The organism is Parasutterella secunda, from assembly GCF_024733725.1.
Classification (GTDB): domain Bacteria; phylum Pseudomonadota; class Gammaproteobacteria; order Burkholderiales; family Burkholderiaceae_F; genus Aphodousia; species Aphodousia faecalis.
The window spans coordinates 57,914-77,000 of record NZ_JANRHP010000005.1; the positions used below are offsets into that span (position 1 = coordinate 57,914).

Annotated in this window: 13 protein-coding genes and 1 tRNA gene; 12 read left to right on the forward strand and 2 right to left on the reverse strand. The window is 49.2% G+C overall.

The annotated features are described in order from the left end of the window. Positions 1–57 precede the first annotated feature (57 nt). From NW199_RS06240 to parC, 3 genes are all read left to right on the forward strand, one after another. Positions 58–133, forward strand: a tRNA-Arg gene (locus tag NW199_RS06240). 94 nt (positions 134–227) lie between these two features. Next, complete coding sequence (locus NW199_RS06245; RefSeq protein WP_258333976.1) at positions 228–2,198, forward strand: DNA topoisomerase IV subunit B; 1,971 nt, start codon at positions 228–230, stop codon at positions 2,196–2,198. Positions 2,199–2,488: 290 nt separating this feature from the next. Further along, the gene (gene parC, locus NW199_RS06250; protein ID WP_258334034.1) at positions 2,489–4,843 is read left to right on the forward strand and encodes a DNA topoisomerase IV subunit A; all 2,355 of its coding nucleotides are present in this window, start codon (positions 2,489–2,491) and stop codon (positions 4,841–4,843) included. A 36-nt stretch (positions 4,844–4,879) separates the two neighbouring features. On the opposite strand, the gene NW199_RS06255 is transcribed toward parC, so the two are convergent. Then, the gene (locus NW199_RS06255) at positions 4,880–7,129 is read right to left on the reverse strand and encodes an autotransporter outer membrane beta-barrel domain-containing protein (RefSeq protein ID WP_258333977.1); all 2,250 of its coding nucleotides are present in this window, start codon (positions 7,127–7,129) and stop codon (positions 4,880–4,882) included. A gap of 173 nt (positions 7,130–7,302) precedes the next feature. Between NW199_RS06255 and NW199_RS06260 the strand changes: the two genes are divergently transcribed. The 4 genes from NW199_RS06260 to NW199_RS06275 all read left to right on the forward strand — a co-directional run bounded on the left by NW199_RS06260 (position 7,303) and on the right by NW199_RS06275 (position 11,654). After that, the gene (locus NW199_RS06260) at positions 7,303–8,079 is read left to right on the forward strand and encodes a class I SAM-dependent methyltransferase (RefSeq protein WP_258333978.1); all 777 of its coding nucleotides are present in this window, start codon (positions 7,303–7,305) and stop codon (positions 8,077–8,079) included. Between the two features lie 37 nt (positions 8,080–8,116). Then, positions 8,117–9,221 (forward strand): peptide chain release factor 2 gene (gene prfB / locus NW199_RS06265; protein ID WP_249092043.1). Its coding sequence is split into 2 segments (ribosomal slippage): positions 8,117–8,197 and positions 8,199–9,221, totalling 1,104 coding nucleotides; the frame shifts between segments, so codons are not numbered across the junction. A 30-nt stretch (positions 9,222–9,251) separates the two neighbouring features. Continuing rightward, positions 9,252–10,769, forward strand: coding sequence for a lysine--tRNA ligase (gene lysS, locus NW199_RS06270; protein ID WP_022473099.1), 1,518 nt, complete (start codon positions 9,252–9,254; stop codon positions 10,767–10,769). Between the two features lie 27 nt (positions 10,770–10,796). Further along, the gene (locus tag NW199_RS06275) at positions 10,797–11,654 is read left to right on the forward strand and encodes an NUDIX domain-containing protein (protein WP_022473098.1); all 858 of its coding nucleotides are present in this window, start codon (positions 10,797–10,799) and stop codon (positions 11,652–11,654) included. A 115-nt stretch (positions 11,655–11,769) separates the two neighbouring features. On the opposite strand, the gene dcuC is transcribed toward NW199_RS06275, so the two are convergent. Then, entirely contained in the window at positions 11,770–13,038 is a 1,269-nt protein-coding gene (gene dcuC / locus NW199_RS06280) for a C4-dicarboxylate transporter DcuC (protein WP_249092044.1), read from the reverse strand. Between the two features lie 303 nt (positions 13,039–13,341). Here dcuC and NW199_RS06285 point away from each other — a divergent pair, with 303 nt between their 5' ends. The 5 genes from NW199_RS06285 to NW199_RS06305 all read left to right on the forward strand — a co-directional run bounded on the left by NW199_RS06285 (position 13,342) and on the right by NW199_RS06305 (position 18,721). Further along, the gene (locus NW199_RS06285) at positions 13,342–15,084 is read left to right on the forward strand and encodes an alkaline phosphatase (RefSeq protein ID WP_249092045.1); all 1,743 of its coding nucleotides are present in this window, start codon (positions 13,342–13,344) and stop codon (positions 15,082–15,084) included. Positions 15,085–15,164: 80 nt separating this feature from the next. Next, positions 15,165–15,611, forward strand: coding sequence for a hypothetical protein (locus NW199_RS06290; RefSeq protein ID WP_258333979.1), 447 nt, complete (start codon positions 15,165–15,167; stop codon positions 15,609–15,611). Continuing rightward, positions 15,608–16,297: an ABC transporter ATP-binding protein gene (locus NW199_RS06295; RefSeq protein WP_258333980.1), complete on the forward strand. Its 690-nt coding sequence runs from the start codon at positions 15,608–15,610 to the stop codon at positions 16,295–16,297. Before NW199_RS06290 ends, NW199_RS06295 begins: the two co-directional genes overlap by 4 nt. After that, positions 16,294–17,511 (forward strand): ABC transporter permease family protein, encoded by a 1,218-nt coding sequence (locus tag NW199_RS06300; protein ID WP_258333981.1) that lies wholly within the window; start codon positions 16,294–16,296, stop codon positions 17,509–17,511. Before NW199_RS06295 ends, NW199_RS06300 begins: the two co-directional genes overlap by 4 nt. Before the next feature lie 106 nt (positions 17,512–17,617). Continuing rightward, positions 17,618–18,721 carry a metal-dependent phosphohydrolase gene (locus NW199_RS06305; RefSeq protein ID WP_249092049.1) on the forward strand — a complete coding sequence of 368 codons (1,104 nt, stop codon included), beginning with the start codon at positions 17,618–17,620 and terminating at the stop codon, positions 18,719–18,721. The last annotated feature ends 366 nt before the right edge of the window (positions 18,722–19,087 follow it).

The window sequence follows — 19,087 nt, forward strand, 5'->3', positions numbered from 1 at the left end:
TACAAGCTCATCATTTGTTAGTGAAATCATTTAAAATTAGCCGATTCTAAGATGTGTGACCCCGTGGTGAAACAGGATATCACGATAGCCTCCTAAGCTGTAATTCTGGGTTCGAGTCCCGGCGGGGCCACCATTGTCGACATTAGAAAAATTTAAAGCACATCTCCATGCGCCTGAGATTAAGCTGTCTCAGGCGATCTCGGTTTTGGTATACGGATTATTTTTCAATGGCTACTAGCAAACGTTCTGATTACGGCGAATCCAGTATTAAGGTCTTAAAAGGGTTGGAACCGGTTAAACAACGCCCCGGCATGTATACCCTTACGGACAATCCTTTGCACATCATTCAAGAAGTCATCGATAACTCCAGTGACGAAGTGTTGGCAGGGGGAGCTTCGCGCATTGAAGTGACGCTTCACACTGACGGCTCCGTCACGGTAACCGATGATGGCCGTGGTATTCCGGTTGGATTGCATAAAGAAGAGGGAGTGCCGGCGGTTCAGCTTGTGTTTACTCAACTTCACGCAGGCGGCAAATTTGAAAAAGAATCAGGCGGGGCCTATTCCTTTGCCGGTGGCTTGCACGGCGTTGGTGTTTCCGTGACCAATGCCTTATCGACAAGATTGGAAGTGACTGTTTGGCGCGAAGGCAAAGAACACCGTATTGTGTTTGCCGATGGCAACGTTATCGAACCGTTGACTAGCCAAAAAAGTCCTCGTCCAAAATCGGCTACCGGCACGCAAGTTCGTGTGTGGCCTGATCCTAAATATTTTGACAGCCCCAATATCCCTGTGGAGCAACTTACGCGCTTATTGCGCTCTAAAGCCGTGCTCATGCCCGGCTGTGAAGTGGTCTTGAATAACGAGAAAAACGGCACCACACAGACCTGGAAGTTTGAAGGCGGACTTCGTGAGTATTTGCTCTCTGAGATGACGGCTGAACCCTTGATCGCTCCTTTTGAATCGAGCGGCTATGCGACCGATGAGTCCATGGGCTTTGCCGTTGGCGAAGGCGCAAGCTGGGTGGTGGCCTGGCAAGAAGAAGGGGTGCCGGTTCGTGAAAGTTACGTCAACCTCATTCCGACCCCCGCGGGCGGCACGCATGAATCCGGTTTGCGTGAAGGTCTTTACCTTGCAATGAAGGCTTTCATTGAGGCGCATGGACTGATGCAAAAGAACGTGAAGCTTTTAACCGAAGACGTTTTTGCCCGTGCGAGCGCCATTTTAAGTGCCAAGGTACTCGATCCTCAATTCCAAGGTCAAACGAAAGAGCGTTTGAATAACCGTGATGCGTTGCGTTTGGTGAGTAATTTTGTGCGTGCTCAATTTGAGTTCTGGCTCAATGGTCACGTGGAAGAGGGTAAAAAATTAGCCGAACTCGTCATTAAGCAAGCTCAGGCCCGACAAAATTCAGCCAAAAAGGTCACAAAACGCAAAGGCTCAAGCGTAGCCGTTTTGCCCGGTAAGCTCACTGATTGCGAAAGTGAAGATATCAGTAAAAATGAACTTTTCTTAGTCGAAGGTGACTCCGCCGGTGGTTCTGCTAAAAAAGGCCGCAACAAAGACTTTCAAGCGATTTTGCCGCTACGAGGCAAGGTTTTAAATACTTGGGAAGTGGATCGTGACCGTATTTTTGCCAATAATGAAATTCACGATATTTCGGTGGCGATCGGCGTCGACCCGCATGGCCCTGATGAAGAGCCTGATTTGTCCGAACTTCGTTACGGCAAGATCTGCATTATGGCCGATGCCGATGTGGACGGCTCTCACATTCAAGTGTTGCTTTTGACGCTCTTTTTCCGTCACTTCCCGGCGTTGATCAAAAAAGGTCTCATTTTTGTGGCCAGACCGCCGCTATTCCGTATGGATGTTCCGAAAACGGGAAGAAAGCCCGCCAGAACCATTTACTGTCTGGACGAAAGAGAACTTGCCGTTGAGCGTAAAAAACTCGAAAAAGAGAAAGTCAACATGGAAAAAGTGTCCGTGTCACGCTTTAAGGGTTTGGGGGAAATGAGCGATAAACAGCTCTGGGAAACGACCTTAAATCCCGAAACCCGCCGATTAATGCCGGTGACGTTTGGAGACATGACATTGTCGGAAAGCCGGGAAATGTTTGATATGTTGATGGGCCGTTCGGAAGCCGCGATGCGCCGAGCATGGATGGAAAACAACGGTGATCAGGTTGAAGTGGATATTTAAGGAGATCGGACGTGAGCAATAAGCATACCGATGATTTGTTTTCGGCTGATCTTTTCGGCGAAGAAAACGTTGAGCAAAACGAAGAACAAAAAGCGCAGGAGTCAGTCACAGAGGAACCCGCCGAAGACGTTGTTGTGACTGAGGAAAAGGACGAGGGTGTGAGCGGCGAAGAATTGTCTTCGGAAAAATCTTCAGTTGAATCTCTTCAAGCAGAAAAAGCCGAGGATCTCGAAGACAAAGAGCAAGAAAACGAGCCCGAGGAAACGCCAGTACCCCTTGAAGCCCGCCCGGTGCTCTCAGGTGACGATGGTGAGCAGTTGACGCTTGCCCACTTTGCAAGCCACGCCTATCTCGAGTACGCCATGTCGGTGGTGAAGGGCCGTGCGTTGCCTGCCATCGGTGACGGTCAAAAGCCCGTGCAGCGCCGCATTCTTTATGCCATGCATGAGATGGGGTTGGGGCGTGCGGAAGCCAAAACGGTAAAGAGCGCCCGTGTGGTGGGTGATGTGTTAGGTAAATTCCACCCGCACGGCGATACCGCTGCTTATGACGCCATGGTTCGCATGGCGCAGGACTTTAATATGCGCTATCCCTTGGTGTTGGGCCAGGGTAATTTCGGCAGCCGAGATGGAGACGGCGCGGCGGCTATGCGTTACACCGAAGCTCGTCTGACCAAGATTTCCCGTCTGCTTCTCGACGAAATTGACGAGGGCACGGTGGACTTTATGCCCAACTACGATGGTGCCTTCCAAGAGCCGCAAATGCTGCCTGCGCGCTTGCCTTTTGTGCTTTTGAATGGATCAAGCGGTATTGCCGTCGGTATGGCCACGGAAATTCCGCCGCACAATATCAAGGAAGTGGCCGCAGCCTGTCTGATGCTTTTGGATAAGCCCGAGGCAACGCTCGATGATGTCATGACGGTATTGCCCGCACCAGACTTTCCGATGGGCGGACAAATTATCAGCAAAAAGGACGATATTCGAGATGCGTACCGGACCGGACGCGGCACACTGAAGGTTCGCGCACGTTACACGTTTGAAGAAATGCAACGCGGTCACTGGCGTTTAATTGTGACGGAGTTGCCGCCCAATACATCTGCTCAACGCGTGTTAAATGAAGTGGGCGAAATCACCAATCCGAAGGTCAGGCCCGGTAAAAAGACTTTGTCTGCCGAACAGCAGCAGGCTAAAGCCGCCATGTTGGCGCTTTTGGATACTGTTCGTGATGAAAGTGACAAGGAAACCCCCACGCGACTTGTGTTTGAACCGAAAACCAAGAACGTGGACCGCGATGAGTTTGTGAACGCCCTTTTGGCTCAGACAAGTCTTGAGAGCAACGTTTCCATCAATCTTGTCATGGTGGGCTCAGACGGTAAGCCGCGTCAGAAGGCTCTTATTGACATTCTTAACGAATGGTTGGCTTTCCGCGTGCAAACGGTCCGTCGGCGCACGCAGTTTAGACTCACGAAGACCGTTGAACGCATCCATATTTTAGAAGGCCGTCATTTGGTGTACCTGAATTTGGATGAAGTGATTGCAATTATTCGTGAAGCCGATGATCCCAAAGAAGCCTTGATGGCGCGTTTCCCGTTAAGCGAAATTCAAGTCGAAGACATTTTGGAAATTCGCCTGCGCCAATTGGCTCGGTTGGTGGGTATCAAGATTGAAGCCGAATTGGCAGAACTCAATAAGACTAAGAGTTCACTTGAAAGACTGCTTGGTTCCGAAAAACTCATGAATAACCTCATTGCCAAGGAAATCGCTCAGGATGCCGCTGAATATGGCGATGAGCGTCGTACCTTGGTCGAAGAGGCCGCTCGTGCGGAAATGGGCCAGACGGTGTTGGATGAACCTGTGACAGTGGTCATCAGTCAAAAGGGCTTTGTCCGCTCGCGCACCGGTCATGGCCATGACGCGACGGTGATGACTTATAAGATGGGTGACGCTTTTGGAGTGGCGTTCGAGTGCCGCACAACCGATCAAATGGTGGCGGTGGCCGACAACGGCCGCGTTTACACCATAGCGGTTTCAGATTTGCCGAGCGCCAGGGGTGACGGTCTGCCGGTTAACAGTTTCATTGATCTTGAAAAAGGAACAAACATCATCGGTTACTGCGTGGCTAAACCTGACGATCGTGTGGTGATGGCTACCAGTGAAGGGATGGGCTTTATTTGTCAGTTTAAAGACCTCTTTGCTCGAGTTCGTGCCGGTAAGAACTTCATCAAGGCACCCGAAAAAGGCGTGAAGATCCTGCCGCCTCAGGTGGTTGCCAACGGTCAAACACTCCTGGCTTGCTTGTCTGAAGAAGGCCGACTGCTCATTTATGACATGAATGAAGTAAGAACGCTTCCGGGCGGCGGCAAGGGCGTTGTTCTCATGGATCTTAATCTGACAGAAACGCTTCTTTTGGCTAAACCCATTGATGCAGAGGGTGTGCTCGTCACCGGAATCGGCCGCGGGGGCAAGGAAAGAGAATACGCGGTGAAAAAGGTCGTGCTTGAGTACCACATGGGTCACCGAGCCAGAAAGGGTAAACAGTTGGATATCCGCTGGAAAGCCACGGATTTGAAACCTTTACCAAAGAAAGAAGTTCAGACTGAGGATAGTCAGGATACTCCGCAAGAGCCATCCGAAACACTCTTTTAACGAAACTATAGGGGGCTTCGGCCCCCTGAATTGTCTCTAGAACAGGTAACTGCCGTTAATTCCGATTTCGTACTTTGGTTTGACTACCTTTGAAGCAAACGCTAAAGCCTGTGCGCCGATGGCGAACTGTCGGTCTATTTGCCATTGACCGGAAAGTTTCAGATACCCCCAGGACTCCTGCAGATTCTCCGTCTTGAAGGTTTCAGCATTTCCATTTTCTTGTCCTTTAAGGGTCATGGATTGACCGAAGCGGTGAACCCAAGCAGCTTGGGCGTAAAGCGAAAGGGGAGCGCTGCCTGTTATCCGGTGGCCGGCCGTGACACCAATCTTCGTGATGGATTGATGCTCCTTTTCTGTTTGAAAAGAGACACCTTCAAATGTGTTGGTGGGGTCTCGTTTTATCCAATAGGTGTAGCCGCTTACAAACGGCTCGAAAAACCATTCACTGGAGAGTTCCGGATGAACGAATCCGAAATAAAGTCCAACGCCATAGGTTTGGGCATCCTCTTTAAAGTGGGAGCGTTTTCGGATTAGATCCGTGCCAAAAACACCGTCGGACGTGATCGAATGATCACCAACCCCATAATGCCCCAGAAGGATTAATCGGTAATTGTCCTCTGTAATACCGTGAAGATAAAAACCGAAAGCGGTTTCATTGATTTCTCCACTTGCCGCCTCTAAATCGGAATCGGTTTGGCTGTGTGAGAGCCAAAGACCGGCGATTCCATCGTTCATAACCGGCAGTTTGACATTTCGGTCATAGCCAAGGGTTAAGGCCTTTGTGTCAATGCGATGAGAGCGAGAGCGGTGGTCAAGATTAAGTTCGGTCTCCTGAATTCTGACATCTGTCCAGAGACCTCGATTTTGGCTTTGTGAGAGACGATCGCTGACGGCGGAGAAAACCCGATCGGCGTTTTGCTCATGGGTAACGGTTGCGCCTGAGGTGAAATCCAGAATATTTTTTACGAGGCCGGATGCGCCAATGCGGTCTGTCACCATGGAGGTGATCACAAAACCGTCACGACCGTCTGTGCCGATCGCTCCTTGAGTTTTAAAGGAGCCGAGCGCCGTTTCGTAATAAGAAGGCAAAGCTTCGGCAAAAAACTTACTGTGACTGTCATCGACATTTTCAACTGAAATCAGCCCCACATTGATTTCATCGGTCGTTTTATCGGTTCGTGAATCAATGATTTCGACGAAAACGCGAGAACCGTCCGAAGTGATGGGGGAGACTTCGCCTAACTCGAGTTTATAGTGATTGGAGCCAATGTCGGAATCTCGGATATTCACACGCAAAATAGCACCGTTCTCAATCCGAGTGGTTGAGGTGCAGTCGCTATTGAGGTTATGGTTATTGATCCGAACAGTATCTTGCGCATGGGTTAAGTCAAGAATGCCGTCTTTTTTCCAGTCAAACCGGTTAAGAGCGTTATCACCATGCGTGATCCATTTAGCCGATGAAGAAAGCACAATATGAGACTGAGCACTTTCGTAAGCGGAGTTGACGATGCGTCCTTCAAAAAGATCGCTCGCATGAGATAGGTTAAGGTAAAGTTTTGAGTTTTGGTTTAGTCGTACATCGCCTTTGATGACAGAGTTTCCCAGACTTTCAAAATGAAATTGGCTGCCATAAAGTCTTAACGCATAGACACGGTCATTTTGATCGAGATCTTGGGCGGATAATCGCAACGTTCCTTTGTAGTTTACGGTTGACTCTGACACTTGCAGGGCATTGGCGATCGCATCATCAGCCAGTCCCTGAGTTTGCAGTTTGATGTCAATGACTTCAGGCAATTGCTCATTTGTCAAAACACTGTCGTTGATAGCCCAAGTCACGGCATTTTCCAGTGTTTGTGTTGTCGAGGAAGCGTTAAGGGAGAGGTTTAAATGGTGGGAATTTTGGGCAATAAAGCCGTCAATAAAATTACTTTCCATGCCAACGGCTGATTGAACATTTTGAGCTTTAAGCTCAATGGATAATGGATTCGCCGCATTGAGTCTTCCACCGCTTTGACGAAAAAAGACGGTTTCAAGCCATTCATCTTCCTGAACATCGTTTATCGCCGAATAGTTTTCAAATTCAAGCCTGACGATTCCATCGGTTGCAAGGGTTGCATCGCCTTCAATGTCTTTATAGACAAAAACGCCGTCGTAGTCGGTGAAGTCGTGGATTGTCAGTTGTTTGGAAGAAAGATTGAAGTGCGTGTGAGCAAGACTCGCCGGTAGGTGAGCATTGAGAAGAGCCAGCACGCTAAAAGAGAGGAGGTGGTTTTGAACAGCGGCCACTTCTTATCCTTTCATTTAGTGGGAGGTTAAACAAAAGGCATTGATTTTATCGGGGCAAGTCGGTGAGAATTGATGAGAAAAATCAAAATTATTTTTTTATCGTTCTGCTATGAACTGCCTGTAAATTAGGCGTTTGGAGCTAAAATAATGCAAAAATTTTTATCCGATTTATCATGAAAAAACACCGCCACGACACCGATCCCTGTCCCAACCTGTTTTTCTCCGAAGAGGATGGTTTTCGTTACCTGCATTTCGGATCGCCTTGGATTCAGGGTGCGATGAAAGTCGGCCGGCCGTTTGAATTAGTGTTGGAATATCCGAGACAAATGATGGCCTGTGGGCTTTTCTATCCCGATCCCTGTCAGATTGTTCAGCTGGGATTGGGGGCGGCGTCGCTGACTAAATTTTGTTGGAAATACACGAAGGCTCGGATTGATGTGGCTGAGATTTCACCCAATGTCGTGATGAGCGCTCAGCAATGGTTTAAATGTCCGACGCCCGATGAGCGTTTTGATATTCATTTGGCCGATGCGAAAGAATTCATCGCGGCCCGCAAGGACTTCAATCCTTGTGACTGGCTGCAGGTGGACATTTATGATGAACAAGCGCGTGGCCCGGTTTACGATGATGTGGACTTTTATCGCTTGTGCCGCCGTGCAATGAACAAAAAGGGATCGGTTGCCAGTTTTAATCTTTTTGGTAGTCGTTTTGATAAAAGTTATCAAGCCATTAACGAAGCTTTCCCCGCTCGTACACTCGTTATGCCCGAAATTGATGAGGGCAATCGTGTGGTATTGGCTTTCGCAGGCGAAAAGCTTGAGATGACAGTTGATGAACTCTACGAGCGCGCTCAAATGCTTCGATCCCGTTGGAAGCTTGGGTGCATTCGTTGGGTTAATGGGCTCAAAGCGCTTAATCCTACGTTCAAAGAACCTGTAATTTCTTTATAATCAAACATTTCAACACTTTTATTTCTTCAAGGGAAATATGGACGCTGAGCGTATAAACCAAATTGAGGCCAAGATCTCTGACCTCACAGCTCGATTGGTTGAGCTGAGGGGGTATCTTTGACATCGACCGACAGGAACGCCGGTTAGAAGAAGTCAATCGCGAAATGGAAAATCCCGCGCTTTGGGACAATCCGGAAAACGCGCAAAAAGTCAGTAAAGAAAAAAAACGTCTCGATGACACGGTGGGCGCTTTCAAAACGCTTACAGCCGGTGTCAATGACGCGGCCGAACTCTTCGAGTTATCCATGGCCGAAGAAGATTATCCGACCGTTGAAGCGGTGGGCGGAGACGTTTTCGAGTTAGAAAAATCTGTTGAAAAATTGGAATTCCAGCGGATGTTTAATCAGCCGATGGATTCTGCCAACTGCTATTTGGAAATTCAGGCGGGCGCCGGCGGCACCGAAGCTCAAGATTGGGCGAGCATGCTCGAGCGCATGTACCTGCACTACGGTGAGCGAAAAGGCTTTACGGTTGAATTGCAGGAAGAAACCGAAGGTGAAGTGGCTGGTATCAAGGGCTGCACGATTTATATTCAGGGTGATTACGCTTACGGGATGCTTCGCACGGAAACGGGCGTGCACCGTTTGGTGAGAAAAAGCCCCTTCGATGCCAATGCTCGTCGTCATACCTCTTTTGCGAGCGTCTACGTTTATCCTGAAATCGACGATAGTTTTGAAGTGGAAATCAATCCGGCCGATTTGCGCGTGGACGTTTTCCGCGCCTCCGGCGCCGGCGGTCAGCATATTCAAAAGACCGAATCGGCTGTTCGCATCACGCATATACCGACAGGCATTGTGACGGTGTGTCAAAATGACCGAAGCCAACACCGCAACAAAGAGCAGGCCATGAGTCAATTGAAGGCAAAGCTCTATGAAGCGGAAATGCGCAAGCGTCGTGAGGTGCAGCAGCAGACCGAAGATGCCAAGAGCGATATCGCCTGGGGACACCAGATTCGCTCCTATGTGCTCGATCAGTCACGAGTGAAAGATTTAAGAACCAATGTGGAAACCGGCAACACGCAGGCTGTGTTGGACGGCGATCTTGATCAATTTATTGAGGCTAGCCTCAAGCAAGGCGTCTAAGCTAGGCGCGAAAGTAAAAAGGACAAAAAAATGGCAGAAAACAAGGTTCAGGAAGCCGCTGTTGCGGCCGAAGATGAAAACCATATCATCGCAGAGCGCCGCGCTAAGGTCGCCAAGTGGCGTGAAACGGGGCACGCTTATCCCAATGACTTTGTCAGAAAGGATTTGTTCGGTGATATCCGTGCGGCTTACGGCGAAAAGAGCGCCGAAGAACTCGAAGCCGAAGCCCATCAAGTGGCGGTTTCCGGCCGTATGATGCTCAAGCGTGTGATGGGTAAGGCCGCCTTTGCTACGGTTCGTGATTGCACGGGTACGATGCAGTACTTCCTTTCGCCCTCTGAAGTAGGCCAAGAAGCCTATGACGAATTCAAGACCATGGATATCGGTGATATCGTGGCTGCTGAAGGCACGGTCTTTAAGACTAAGCGCGGTGAACTCTCCGTTCGAGTCCATAAGGTTCGTTTGATGAGCAAAGCCGTTCGTCCGCTAGCTGAAAAGTTCCGTGGTTTGTCTGACCAGGAAATCTGCTACCGTCAGCGCTATCTTGATCTCATCATGAATGAAGATAGCCGCGCTCGCTTTATCAAGCGCAGCAAGATCATTGCCTGCATCCGCAACTATATGTTGGCTAACCGCTTCATGGAAGTGGAAACGCCGATGTTGCACCCGATTCCGGGCGGCGCCAATGCCAAGCCTTTCATCACGCACCACAACGCGCTCGATATGGACATGTACTTGCGTATTGCGCCGGAACTTTATTTGAAGCGTCTCGTGGTCGGCGGCTTTGAACGCGTCTTTGAATTAAACCGCAACTTCCGCAACGAAGGTTTGTCCATTCGTCACAATCCTGAATTCACGATGATGGAATTCTATGCGACGTATTGGACGTACAAGGATCAGATGGATTTCACGGAATCGATCTTGCGTCATGTCGCTCAGGAAGTCAATGGTTCGACGATGGTTCACTATCAAGGCCACGATATTGATTTGGGCAAGCCCTTTGACCGCTTGACCCCGCGTCAGGCAATTCAAAAGTATGCTCCCCAATACACCGATGACAAGATTGACGATGAAGCATTCCTGCGCAGTGAATTGAAGCGTTTGGGCGAACCGCAACCCGATTACGTGGGCCGCGGAGCCCTGGAAATGGCTTTGTTTGAAGCCGTGGCTGAATCCAAGCTCATCGATCCGACCTTTATCGTTGACTACCCGGTCGAAATTTCGCCCTTGGCTCGTGCATCGGATACCAATCCTGAACTCACGGAACGCTTTGAGCTTTATATCGCCGGTCGTGAAACCGCTAACGGCTTCTCTGAATTGAATGACCCGGAAGACCAAGCCGCCCGCTTTAAGGCTCAGGCCGATGCTAAGGCTCACGGCGATGATGAAGCCATGTATTACGACGCCGACTACATCCGCGCGTTGGAATTCGGTCTTCCCCCGACTGGCGGCTGCGGTATCGGTATTGACCGCTTTGTGATGCTTTTGACGGATGCTGCCAGTATCCGTGACGTGTTGCTCTTCCCGCATATGCGTCCTGAAGCCTAAGAGTGAGCAAAAATAGGAGGCTTGAAAATGAGTGAAGTCACAGCCCAATCGGTTTATGCGACCTATGAGGTATTGAAGGCGAGGGTAACGCAGCCTGTTCCGTCGGACTATGTGCGTTTCCGTGCCGGTAAGGAAATTATCGGTTGCGTGAAAAAAACGCTTGCGATGAAGCTAGCCGGAGCAACAAGTGACTTTCGTTTGATGGATAGCCTCTATTTGACCGATGAAAATTGCTCATCGGTTACGGCACGCACGGCGGCCATGCAAAAAGCGGCCAGAATTTTGGCTGAATTGGGTGAGCTGCCTGAAGATGTCGGTGAACTCGTCGATGTTCGCGCAACGGTTTACGACGGCGTGTTTTGCCAAGCGCCTCGCCTTCTTTGTAGAAAGTTGGGGTTGATGACAACGTCTATCCGCCTTACGGCCTACGATAAAGAGGGTCGTACGGTATTGGCTCGCCGCCGTCCGGGCAAAGTGATCGGCGGTGGTCTTTGGGACAGTTTGGCTGCGGGCCTCGTTAAGGCAAGCGAAGAACCCGAACATGCCCTTTACCGTGAGCTTTTTGAGGAAGCGGGATTAAGCGCCGATGATCTTACGGTTGTTGAATCGGCCCGCTTTGTGCAGGAAATGCCGGTACCGGAAGGTTACTTAAGAGAAGTGGTTCGAAATTACGAGGGCCGTCTTAAAGAAGGTGTGAGATTCGAAAACCGTGACGGAGAAGTGTCGGAATTTGCCGCTTTTGACTGTCAGGAAGCCCTGCGTATGGCTGAACAAGAAAAGGTGATGTACGCAGCAGGTATCGGTATTGCGGAGACCACCATGACGCACATGGGGCAGCGTATCGAAGAAAAATGGCTGCACTATAAAGGTCAAGTCATCATCTGATTGAAGGATTAGCCAAAAAAATCGCTCAAGGAGTTGCATTCCGAGAGCGATTTTTTTGTATCTAAAGAAAAGGGGCAGCGAACTGCCCCTTAATCAACCGTAGTTTGGTTATGAACTAGACGATGATCATAGCCAAGATGATGACGCCGATAAAGCACGGAACGATCGTGCGCTTGGCGACTTCAATCGGGTTAGCCATAGCGATGCCGGCCACAACCATCATGGCACCGGCGATCGGAGAAGACGTACGACCCAAGGTGCCGGACAAGAAGGCCAAGGAACCCAAATGCGGGATATCCATGCCGAAAGAGGCGGCATGTGGCGTAACGGCTTCGTTGAAGGCGAACGTGGCGGCGTCACCGGAACCGGTAATCGTGCCCAAGAACCACGGACCCAAGGAACCACCCCAACGGGCGATGTCATTGGATTCACGCAACAAGGCAATGAACGTGTCGATCAAACCGGCAGCGCGCAAACCGGCTGCGAACACACCGGCGGCGATGATGATACCCAAGATGTTGCCGTAGCCCTTACCCAAGCCGTTAAAGAACGTCTTGGAGAAATCTTGCGGATTGGCGCGGGTGATGAGCAAGCAGAAGATGGCGCCCAAGACCATGGCCTGAGCCACGCCCATCTTGATTTGCGGAACAACCGTGTTACCCAAGACCAAAATGACGATCGGGAGCAACGGAACCAAAGCGAAGATGACGTTCGGGCGAACGATTTCTTCTTGCTTGTGCTCAATGTTCACTTGGATGTTGTCAGTGGCTTCGCCCTTATCTTTAAAGATAATAGCCATCACAAAGATACCGACAATACCGACAACCCAGAGCACGAGGCTATACGGGGTGTGTAACGCGATCAAGTCCATGATTTCCATATTGGAGATCTTGGCAATGTAGGCGTTGTGGGCAGAACCCGGAGAGAACACACCACCGGCTGTTCCCATCATCACAGAGGCGGCAGCCATGGCGGGACGGATACCGGCGCGAAGCATCACAGGGATTAACGTGGAACCCACGGCGGCGGCGCAACCGGAAGCCGACGGAATGGCGATGTTAATAACCATCGTCACGAATGTGCAGATCGGAACCAAGAAAATGCCCAATCCACGAATCGGCTTGGAGAGCAAGTGCACCAAGTGTTGGTCGCAACGAGTGTAGGACGACACATAGGCAAAGCCCATCGAGGCGCAAATAGCCATGATCAAACCGCCGTTGGTCATGGATTTTGCGAACGCATTGAAAGCGGTCATCGGCTGCAAGGATACGCAGCAAAGAATCAAGCCGGCTGTAAAGAGGACCAAGCGCGTTTCATAACGCTTGATCAGGGCGGCGATTGTCAAAATCACGACAATAACCGCAACCCAGTTCAACAAAGTCATTGTTTATCTCCTGAGGATTGTTTTTATTCGCGCGCAATTTTATAGAAAGCTCACATTACTTGCCCTCAGGCTTTCCCTGAGAATTTCCATTGCTTTGATTTGCGTTATGAAATGTTATCTATCTGAACAAATCTCAAAAAAGTAATTCTTCTGTGACATCAGAATGAATAAACAGGCTTGAAGAGCAGAAAAATTCATAGTTTTGAGAAATCGTTGTCATCGAACGCTCACAGAGCCTTCCTATACTGGGGGCAATTCATCAAACCACTCACTACAGTGAGATTTTTCTAAAGGGACTTAACGATGAAATCCAAAAAGATTGTTGCCTCTGTGGCTTGCGCTCTGGCAGGTATGTGTGCCATGAACGCACAAGCCATCGAAATCTACCCGGTTGATCACGCGCGTTTTATGACAAACGCGCGTTTTGATTTTAAGGTTGAACTAGATGACGTGACAGCCCGCGATAAAGTCACCGTTGAAATCAATGGCAAGAACTTCAATCAAACGCTTTCCGGAAAAGAAGTTTGGATGGAAAAAGAGGAGGGGGTTGAAGCCTCAGCTTTGATTGTGCGTGGCGTGGAAATTAAAAATCCTGGTCAGTATACCGTGACAGTTAAGACTCCCAACAGCTCCAAAACTGTGAATTGGGATGTGTACACAACAGGCGACAAGCCTAAGGCTAAAAATGTGATTTTGCTGTTGGCCGATGGTTTGTCCGTGGGCCATCGCACGGCTGCCCGCATCCTTTCTAAAGGGGTGACAAACGGTATGTATAACGCTCCGCTAGCCATGGACAATATGCCGCATATGGCCCTACTTGGCACGAGCTCGGTTGACACCATCGCCGCCGATAGTGCGAATACGGCTTCCGCTTACATGACTGGCCACAAGTCAAGCGTCAACGCTTTGGGTGTTTATGCCGACCGCACCAAGGCAAGTCAAGACGATCCGAAACAAGAAACAATCGCCGAATTGATTCGCCGCAAGACGAAGATGGCCGTCGGTGTTGTGAGCGACGCTGAAATTGAAGACGCAACGCCCGCCTCTGTTGTTGCTCATACCCGCAAACGTTCCGATAAGGCTGATATTGTCGGTATGTTCTATAACGTTAAACCTGAAGTGATCTTGGGTGGCGGCTCGGCCTATTTCCTGCCTAAATCGACGGCGGGTTCCAAGCGCAAAGATGATATCAACTATATTGAAAAATTCACGCAGGCAGGCTACACACTTGTTACTGACCGTACAGCCTTGGTTGAAAAAGCTGGAGCCAGCGATAAGCTCCTCGGCCTTTTCCATACCGGCAATATGGACGGTTGGGTGGATCGTCATCAATGGAAGGGTAACACGGTGAAGAAGTTCCCCAATCAACCGGATTTGACCGATTCCTTCCACGCCGCGGTTAAAGTGCTCGAAAAGAACAAGGACGGTTTCTTCCTCATGCTCGAAGCTGGTCTCGTTGACAAATATTCACATCCCTTGGATTGGGCTCGCTCTGTCGGTGACACAATCGCTTTCGACAAGGTCGTTGAAGCCGCTCAAAAGTATTGCGATGAGCATCCCGACACCCTTTTGATCGTCACCGGTGATCATACCCACTCCATTTCCGTGGCCGGTACGGTTGATGACAATAAGCCCGGCAATGATTGGCGCGAAAAGGTTGGCGTCTACGCCAATGCTGGTTATCCCAACTACGAGGATAAGGATAAGGACGGTTTCCCGGATGACTTCAATCCTAGTAAGCGTTTAGCCGTCTTCTTCGGCGCTCATCCCGATTACTATGAAACGTACCGCTCTTTCCCGGATGCAACCTTTAACCCGGCCGTTCAAAACGAAAAGGGACAGTATGTGGCTGACGCACGATACAAGGACGTTCCCAGCGCTCACTTTGTTGAAGGCAACCTGCCGCGCAGCGAAAGCCAAGGTGTTCACACGGTTGATGATTTGGTTGTTACCGCCCGAGGTCCTAACGCCGATCAAATCCGTGGTTTCATGAATTCAACGGAAATTTTCCGTGTGATGGCCGAGGCACTTGCATTGGGCCGTTAATGATCCCAAGGTTGTGATTGAAAAAGTGCGCCGGCGGTTTCGGGGGAAATCGGCGGCGTCTTTTCAATAAAGGAGAATTCATGAAACGACGCTGTTTTCTGACGGCATGTCTGTTTGCGCTAACTTCTATGCCGACATTGGCTTTAGCCGACGCGACCGCTTCAATCGGATTTGAGGAGATGTACGAGGGTAATCCGATTTTGGGCCTGCAATTTAGCTCGAAATTGAAATCTTTGGCGAACAAAACGGTGTCTGTTCAAGGTTTTATGGCTCCGCCGTTAAAACCCGAGGCGGATTTTTTAGTCATGACGCGTGAACCGGTGAGCCTCTGCCCGTTCTGTAACAGTGACCAAGATTGGCCCGACAACATCATTGTGGTGTATTTAAGTGCCAAGCAAGAATTTGTCCAACCAAATCGACCGATTGTGGTGACCGGTAAGTTGGAACTGGGATCCAAAACTGATCAGGAAACGGGATTCGTGAGTTTGGTTCGATTGGTGGACGCGACCTTTGAGGTTATGAAATGAGCAACGTAAGGCCTTTTGATCTCCGAGTTAAAGGGCTTAAGTATCACGTAAAAGACGGCGTATCGATCAGAACGATTTTAGATATTGAGCATTTGGAAATCGCCAGCGGTGAAGTTTTGGGCATAAGGGGCACTTCCGGCAGCGGTAAATCCACATTTTTAAAACTCATCAGCGGCATTGTGACGCCTCAACGGGGGACTGTTTCTTGGGGTAATGAGTTGCTGAGTCACTGTTCAGAAGCCCGTCGCGATGACTGGAGAGGCAGAAATTGCGGATTTCTTTTTCAGGATTTTCGCCTGTTCGGTGGTTTAAGTGCCTTGGATAACGCGCTGTTGCCGCTTACTTTCAGAGGAAAAATAACGGAAGCCGACCGTGATAGGGCCGAAAAACTTTTGCGTCAGTATGGAGTGCCCGCTGAAACGCAAGCCTCTCTTCTTTCGCGGGGTGAAATGCAGCGCACGGCATTGGTTCGTGTTTTAATCAGTTCGCCCAAAGTAATATTGGCCGATGAGCCCACAGCGAGTTTGGACTACAGCAATGCTTTTCGTGTGATGGAGGCATTGATTAACGCCGCCTTTGATTTAAAAGCAACGTTACTCGTTGTAACGCATGACTCACAGATGCTTAAGCGTTTTAATCGAGTGTTGACCATTGAAAACGGAACCATTCGGGGGCCCGGACTATGAGAGTATTGCTCTTTTTGAAAAACGAGTGCCGTCAGTCCTTCAAAATCCTGTGTTCACTCGCTTTTATATTGGCCTTGGCGTTAGCCATCGCAACGGCCATCGGTCAAACAGAACGGATGATTAAATCATCAAGTGCGAAAGCAGCCGAACAGTTTGATATCTTGGTGGGAGCTAAAGGAAGCAGGACCTCCTTGCTACTGTCAACGGTCTATTTAAGGGATGAAATGGTGTCCTTGACGCCGGCTTCTGCACTGACGCTGCTAAACGGTTATAAGGGTGTGAAGTGGAGTGCGCCTTTGGCTTTCGGTGACCGTGTGGACGATAGCCCTTTGGTGGGAACGACTCGCTCTTTTATCACTTTGGGAGAAAGCCGACAACTTAAGCAAGGGCGTGTATTTGCGACGCGGCATGAAGCCGTGGCGGGGGTGCATAGCGGTTTGGAAATCGGTCAGACGGTTTTCCCTCACCATGGGCGAATTGCCAGTGTTGGTCACAAACACGATAGCGGTTTTAAAGTAGTTGGCCTTTTACCGGAAACGGGGACCCCTTGGGATCGGGCGGTTTTAGTGCCGATTGAAGCCATCTGGGCAATGCATGAAAAGGATGGCGGTCTTCAAGAGCCAAAACTTGAGTCCTGGCTCACTCAGGGACAATTCGAAAAACTTCCGGGTTTTTCAGCCATTGCTGTCAAGCCGGTTTCGATTTCGGATGCCTATAAAATCCGACAGCTTTTATCGTCAGCCTCCGCTCAAGATGCACGGGGTCAGTCCGTTAATTTAATGGCGATATTCACCGGAGAGGTGTTAGTAGAACTTTATGCCACGCTGGATTCCGCGATGGTAGCTTTTGAGTGGTTTGCCGCCAGTTCGGTCATGATCTCCCTTCTGGCGGTCCTCATCACCGGTTTTATTCTCGGTGAGTTAAGAAAACCTCAATTTTTGCAATTAAGAACAATGGGGGCGCCCAGAAGCTATGTCATGCAGGTTGTTTGGCTTTTGATCATGTCCGTGGTGGCTTCTGGTGTCATCATCGGCATGGTGGGTGGTTATGGGTTGGCTCAGATAGCGGCTATTGTGATCGGGCAAGACACCGGAATCGCCATGACGCCGTCTGTTGGTTTGGATGAAGTAAAAGTGGGAATGGTGACGTTGGGATTAGGGGCGGTTTTTGCACTTTTCCCGGCTATCAAAATCGGTCGTTCACAATTGAGGTGATCTGTCACTTCAAATTCATTGAATTGATACGCCTAAGTCATTCTGGCTTTGCACAATAAGGTTGCCATCCAAGGCAACCTTGTTACTTTAAAGAGCAGAGGACATTATGAACACCTTGTCTCGTCGAAATTTTCTTCACGGCAGCGCATTGATTGGCGTTTCCGTTGCGGCTGCTGCTATGACGCCTATGGCAGCGGTTGCAGCCGGCCCCAAAAACTGTCGTAGTGTTAAAGAAGTGTTTTCCATGTCAGATGTAGACATGGCAAAAAATAGCGAAGTGGTTCAGTCAGCGTATGACACGATTGTGAGTGTAGCAAAAAAGATTAACAATTCTTCTTTGCGTTCTTCTATTTTGAGTATTCTTGAGAACCCGGCGCCGAGTATTGCAGAAGGTAATGAAGCAGGCATTTTGTCTTCTTTGAAAAAAGAAAAATTAATTGCCTCCGACGCCAAAGCCATTTTCCCTCGCATTCAAAATAAAAAACAGTCGCCTCAGCCTTTTTGGAGCGCTCCGGGTTCTGGTTATGGTTCCCATCATGCCTATCCGGGAGGATTAGCCACTCATACTGCTTTAAATGTGGTCTCCGCTCAGGCACTTTATGAAAATTATCGCCATATCAACAATCTCGATTTGGACTGGGACGATGCGGTTGGCGGCGAAATTTTGCATGATCTGCACAAACCTTGGGTCTTCCAATGGGAAAAAAATCATGCTTGTCGGGTTGAACAAACATTGGCAGGCACCGGTGAACATCACGTACTGAGCGTGGCTGAGTCCATCAAGCGCGGTATTAAACCAAGCCTGGTCGTGGCCCAAGCTTGCGCTCATGAGCATCCTTCTTCTAAACAAGGCGAAGCTTTGGTGGTTGGCTGGCTTAAGGCCGCAAGTATTATCGCAGGAGTGGATCCTGTAAAGAGCGGATTGCTGGCTGCCGATCAGAAGACTCTTCCGCTGCCGCGCCGCATGGAAGGCTATGTGGTGCACTTGGCCGATCACGATTGGGTCATTTCTTCATCTGCTTGCCAATGGTCTGTTCAAGCGCTCAAAGACTTGGCTAAAGAGCAGTACGGGATCACGGATGAAACACAGTTCAATGCTTTTAGAAACTACGTTTTGGCGAATTTGACAGCCATGCGCTTGTATGGAATTTTGAGTTCTCAAGGTCGCAAGGCTTTTGCAGCTGACGTTGCTCGAGTTATTAAGCTCTAATTACTCGTAATCAAAGCCCGGAATATGAAAAATCCGGGCTTTGTTGTCTAAAAATCTTCTTTTTTCCAATCAAATTTCTCGATTGTTTTCTTTTTGTTCTTAAACGTTCTGGTCTTAAAGCGTGTATCAGTACAAAGAACACGAGCAATCGGATTTCTGGGTTTAGGCGTGATGCCTTTGATTAACATTTTTTTCTTTTTTCTCATAATGACTAGTGGTTCAAAATTTTTATTAAAAACAAAATAACCCATCATTCATCATTTTATGAAGTATGGGAAAATCATGAAAACCTTGTCTTACGTGTATCGTTAACTGAAGCACTGAACTGTATTTTTTCAGTACTGTAACGAAATTAAGGATAGGAAA

What these genes read in the sequence shown, in the direction of transcription:
- lysS (WP_022473099.1), top strand. Translation starts at nt 9,252, where the DNA reads ATGGCAGAAAACAAGGTTCAGGAAGCCGCTGTTGCGGCCGAAGATGAA.
- NW199_RS06305 (WP_249092049.1), top strand. Translation starts at nt 17,618, where the DNA reads ATGAACACCTTGTCTCGTCGAAATTTTCTTCACGGCAGCGCATTGATT.
- NW199_RS06295 (WP_258333980.1), top strand. Translation starts at nt 15,608, where the DNA reads ATGAGCAACGTAAGGCCTTTTGATCTCCGAGTTAAAGGGCTTAAGTAT.
- dcuC (WP_249092044.1), bottom strand. Translation starts at nt 13,038, where the DNA reads ATGACTTTGTTGAACTGGGTTGCGGTTATTGTCGTGATTTTGACAATC.
- NW199_RS06290 (WP_258333979.1), top strand. Translation starts at nt 15,165, where the DNA reads ATGAAACGACGCTGTTTTCTGACGGCATGTCTGTTTGCGCTAACTTCT.
- NW199_RS06285 (WP_249092045.1), top strand. Translation starts at nt 13,342, where the DNA reads ATGAAATCCAAAAAGATTGTTGCCTCTGTGGCTTGCGCTCTGGCAGGT.
- NW199_RS06300 (WP_258333981.1), top strand. Translation starts at nt 16,294, where the DNA reads ATGAGAGTATTGCTCTTTTTGAAAAACGAGTGCCGTCAGTCCTTCAAA.
- NW199_RS06245 (WP_258333976.1), top strand. Translation starts at nt 228, where the DNA reads ATGGCTACTAGCAAACGTTCTGATTACGGCGAATCCAGTATTAAGGTC.
- NW199_RS06275 (WP_022473098.1), top strand. Translation starts at nt 10,797, where the DNA reads ATGAGTGAAGTCACAGCCCAATCGGTTTATGCGACCTATGAGGTATTG.
- NW199_RS06260 (WP_258333978.1), top strand. Translation starts at nt 7,303, where the DNA reads ATGAAAAAACACCGCCACGACACCGATCCCTGTCCCAACCTGTTTTTC.